This window comes from Promicromonospora citrea (assembly GCF_013004695.1).
Classification (GTDB): Bacteria; Actinomycetota; Actinomycetes; order Actinomycetales; family Cellulomonadaceae; genus Promicromonospora; species Promicromonospora citrea.
This window is the reverse complement of sequence record NZ_JABEMG010000234.1, coordinates 1-3733: the sequence shown is the minus strand read 5'-3', so window position 1 is coordinate 3733 and position 3733 is coordinate 1. Positions and strand designations below refer to the sequence as shown.

Annotated in this window: 5 protein-coding genes; 4 read left to right on the top strand and 1 reads right to left on the bottom strand. The window is 74.0% G+C overall.

The window, feature by feature from the left end:
* From HLB15_RS22925 to HLB15_RS22910, 4 genes are all read left to right on the top strand, one after another.
* The coding region (locus tag HLB15_RS22925) for a hypothetical protein (RefSeq protein WP_212760264.1) at window positions 1–211 on the top strand (211 nt) is incomplete at its 5' end.
* Entirely contained in the window at window positions 208–1221 is a 1014-nt protein-coding gene (locus HLB15_RS22920; RefSeq protein ID WP_171108997.1) for a DUF8094 domain-containing protein, read from the top strand. The genes HLB15_RS22925 and HLB15_RS22920, both read left to right, overlap by 4 nt.
* A gap of 32 nt (window positions 1222–1253) precedes the next feature.
* The gene (locus HLB15_RS22915) at window positions 1254–2276 is read left to right on the top strand and encodes a DUF8094 domain-containing protein (protein WP_229785391.1); all 1023 of its coding nucleotides are present in this window, start codon (window positions 1254–1256) and stop codon (window positions 2274–2276) included.
* Window positions 2277–2357: 81 nt separating this feature from the next.
* The gene (locus tag HLB15_RS22910; protein ID WP_171108992.1) at window positions 2358–3320 is read left to right on the top strand and encodes a tetratricopeptide repeat protein; all 963 of its coding nucleotides are present in this window, start codon (window positions 2358–2360) and stop codon (window positions 3318–3320) included.
* Between the two features lie 160 nt (window positions 3321–3480).
* Here the strand turns inward: HLB15_RS22910 and HLB15_RS22905 are convergent.
* Window positions 3481–3733 (bottom strand): alpha amylase C-terminal domain-containing protein (locus HLB15_RS22905; RefSeq protein WP_171108989.1); only part of this gene is annotated, 253 nt, incomplete at its 5' end.

Sequence of the window (3733 nt, the reverse complement as noted above, 5' to 3'; positions counted from 1 at the left end):
CGCGGCGTCGGGCCGGCCGTTGACGCGGCGCGAGATGCGCCTGCGCGAGCAGGCGCAGCGCCGGGCCGCGACGGGTGCGATGCCCGCGGTGCCCGCGTCCGTGCCGGAGCCCGAGCCCGAGCCCGAGCAGCCGCAGACACCGAGCAGCCGCGCCGCCGCATGGCGCCAGACCTGGGGAGTCACCGGGTCCGACGACGGAGGCAACCGATGAACACCCGTACCGTCCGCACGCGAGCGGCCGCCGTCGTCGCGGCGGTGGCCGTGTCCGGCCTGCTCACCGCCTGCGCCCAGGAGCTGCCGACACCGACGCCAGAGGCGCCCGTCGCCGCCGCCATGGTGAGCGAGGCGCAGGAGCGCAAGATCCTCGACAAGGTGTCGGCGGTCGTGGGCAAGGTGAGCAAGAAGAGCGACGCCGACGCCCTCAAGCCGCGGCTGACCGGGCCCGCGCTCGACATCCGCACCACGCAGCTCGACGTGGCGGCGAAGCGCAAGGACAGCGAGCCGCTGACCGACCTGTCCATGGAGATGCAGCAGGTGATCCTGCCCGCGGACCCGGAGTGGCCGCGGAACAGCTTCGCCATCACCGTCCAGCCCAAGGACCTCACCACGCCGGTGCTCATGGGCTTCGAGCAGGCGGACGCCCGCTCCCAGTACAAGCTCTGGGGCTGGGTCCGTCTGCTGCCGGGCGTGACGATGCCGCGGTTCGCCGAGGCGGGTCTCGGCAGCGCGGCGGTCCCGCCGGACGACACCAGCCTCACGGCCACGCCGACCGACGCGATCAAGCAGTACGCGTCGGTGCTGACCGTCGACTCGAAGTCGAAGTACGCGGACAACTTCGCGGACGACGCACTGCGCCAGATCCTGCGCGACTACGGCAAGCTCCAGGTCGACGCGATCAACAAGGAGGAGTGCGACGGCGCCTTCGAGGTCGCGTACGAGCCGACCAAGGAGCCGGTGAAGGCGGTCCGTACCGCCGACGGCGGCGCGCTCGTCATGGCCGCGATGATCAGCAAGGAGACGATCACCGCGCGCGAGGAGGGCTGCGAGATCGGCCCGCCCACCAAGACGACGCAGGCCCTGTGGGGCGACGCCGACCAGACCAACGTGGTCGAGGTGAACTACAAGGACATGGTCGCGATGTACGTGCCGCCGAAGGAGTCCGAGGACCAGATCAGCCTGGTCGGGTACGAGCACGTGCCGTACTCGGTGTCGAACGGCTGACCTCGGACGACGCCCTGGCTAGGGTGGCCCCCGTGAACACACGGAGGCCACCCTCGCCGCGTCTGCGGGCGACCCTGACGGCCCTGGTCGGCGCCGGTACGGCCGTGCTGCTCGCCGGGTGCACGACCGCGCCGCCCGCACCGGAGCCCGAGGCACCCGTGGTCGCCGCGGTCGTCAGCGCGTCGCAGGAGCGCAAGATCCTGGACAGCGTCTCCGCCGTGCTGGAGCGGGCGAACGGCGAGGACGCCGCGCCGCTCGGGTCGCGCCTGACCGGACCGGCGCTCACGACGCGCGAGGCCGAGCTGCGGATCGCCACCCGCGCCGAGGACCAGGCCCTGCTGACCGACCTCACGCTCGAGGCGCGCCTCATGGTCCTCCCGTCTGACGAGGGGTGGCCGCGCCGGAGCTACGTCGTCATGGAGCCGCCGGGCCCGAAGATCGCCCCCGTGCTCGCGGTCTTCGAGCAGGCGGGGCCGCGCGAGCAGTACAAGCTGTGGGCCTACGTCCGCCTGGCGCCGGGCGTGACGCTGCCCCACTTCGCGGAGCCGGTGCTCGGCAGCCCCGCGGTGGCCCCGGACGACGACGGGCTCCTCGTGCCGCCCGGCCAGGTCGCCGAGCAGTACGCGTCGCTGCTGACGGCCGGCGAGCGGTCGCGGTACGCCGACACGTTCACCGACGACGACTACCTGAGCGACTGGTTGCGCTCCTCCGGCCGTCGCCAGGTCGCCGAGATCGAGAAGGCGGACGGCACGGGCAGCTTCGAGGTCGCGTTCGAGCCGGCCGACGAACCCGTCGTGGCGGTCCGCACCCTCGACGGCGGCGCCATGGTGGTGGTCGCGTTGCGCGGCCAGGAGACGTTGCGGGCGGAGGAGCACTGGCAGCTCGCGCCGCGGTCGCCGTCGGTCGCCGCGCTGTGGGACGACGGGGACGGCACCAACGTGCTGCGCACCTCCTACCACCACACCGTGGCGCTGTACGTGCCGCCGGCCGGTTCGGGCGCGCGGGTCAGCCTGCTGGGTGTGCAGCCCGTGCCGTTCGCCGTCTCCGCCGGCTGAGCGGGAGCCCCGGAGCGGGAGCCTGATCGCCGAGAGCGGAGTCGGCGGGTGGGTCGGCGAGGGTTCACTAGGATTGCCCCCATGAGCAGTGCCACCTCTCAGCCCGGTCCCGCCCGGAGCGCCCAGCCCGAGTTCGCCGTGCGCGGCGCGGTCGACCTGTCCGCACTGAACCGTCCGCAGTCGCCTCCGCCCGGCGAGCCAGGGGGCGCGCCCGAGGCCGGCGGGTTCGTGGTGGACGTCTCCGAGGCGAACTTCGAGCAGCTGGTCCGTGACTCGGCGACCTATCCGGTGGTGATCCTGCTGTGGATCCCCACCGACAAGGCGAACGCCGACCTCGGGTCGACGATGGGCCGGCTCGCGCAGGAGTACGGCGGCCGATTCCTCCTCGGCCGGGTCGACGCGCAGGCGTCACCCCAGGTCGCCGCGGCCTTCCAGGTGCAGGGCGTGCCGACGGTCGTCGCCGTGCTGCAGGGCCAGCCGCTGCCGCTGTTCCAGGGCGCCGCCGACGAGCAGCAGATCCGCGGGGTGCTCGACCAGGTGCTGGCCGCGGCCGAGCAGAACGGCGTGACCGGCCGCGCGCCCGGCGCCGCCCCGGCGGGCGACGAGCCCGCCGTCGAGCCCGAGAAGCCGCTGCCGCCGCTGCACCAGGAGGCGTACGACGCCATCGAGCGCGACGACCTCCCCGCGGCCGCTGCCGCCTACGAGAAGGCGCTCCGCCAGGACCCCAAGGACTCCGACGCCGCGGCGGGCCTCGCGCAGGTGCACCTCATGCAGCGCACCCACGACGCCGACCTCGCCGCGGTCCGCACGGCCGCGGCCGACGCGCCGTCCGACGTCGACGCGGCGCTCGCCGTCGCCGACCTGGACATGCTGGGCGGCAAGGTCGAGGACGCCTTCGGGCGACTGCTCGACCTCATGCCGGAGGCCGACGCCGACGGCAAGGAGAAGCTGCGCGTCCGGCTCCTGGAGCTCTTCGAGGTCGCCGGCACGACGGACCCGCGGGTCGCCAAGGCCCGCCGTCGGCTGTCGCTCTACCTGTACTGAGGCCCTCCGGGCGTCCCACCGTGCTGGTGTTGCGCTGAGATCTGGTGCTCGCGGCGAGATCTGGTCGTGCGCAACCAGATCTCACCGCGAACACCAGATCTCAGCGCGCAGCGCCGGGCACTCAGCGCAGCGCCGGGCACTCAGCGCAGCGCCGCCGCGCTCAGCGCGGCGCCGGGGTCAGGACGAGGGCGCCCAGCGGGGGCACGCGGATCTCCGCCGACCAGCGGCGGCCGTGGTACGGCACCGGCTCGGCCTGGACGCGGCCCATGTTGCCCACGCCCGACCCGCCGTAGACGGTCGCGTCGGTGTTGAGCACCTCGAGCCACACCGGGTCGTCCGCGCCGGTGTCGCCCGGGGCGGGCGGCGCGGCCGTCGTGGCAGCACCCGGCCCGTCCGCGAGCGGCCCGTCGACC

Coding starts and splice junctions, on each gene's coding strand:
- HLB15_RS22920 (WP_171108997.1), top strand. CDS start 208: ATGAACACCCGTACCGTCCGCACGCGAGCGGCCGCCGTCGTCGCGGCG.
- HLB15_RS22910 (WP_171108992.1), top strand. CDS start 2,358: ATGAGCAGTGCCACCTCTCAGCCCGGTCCCGCCCGGAGCGCCCAGCCC.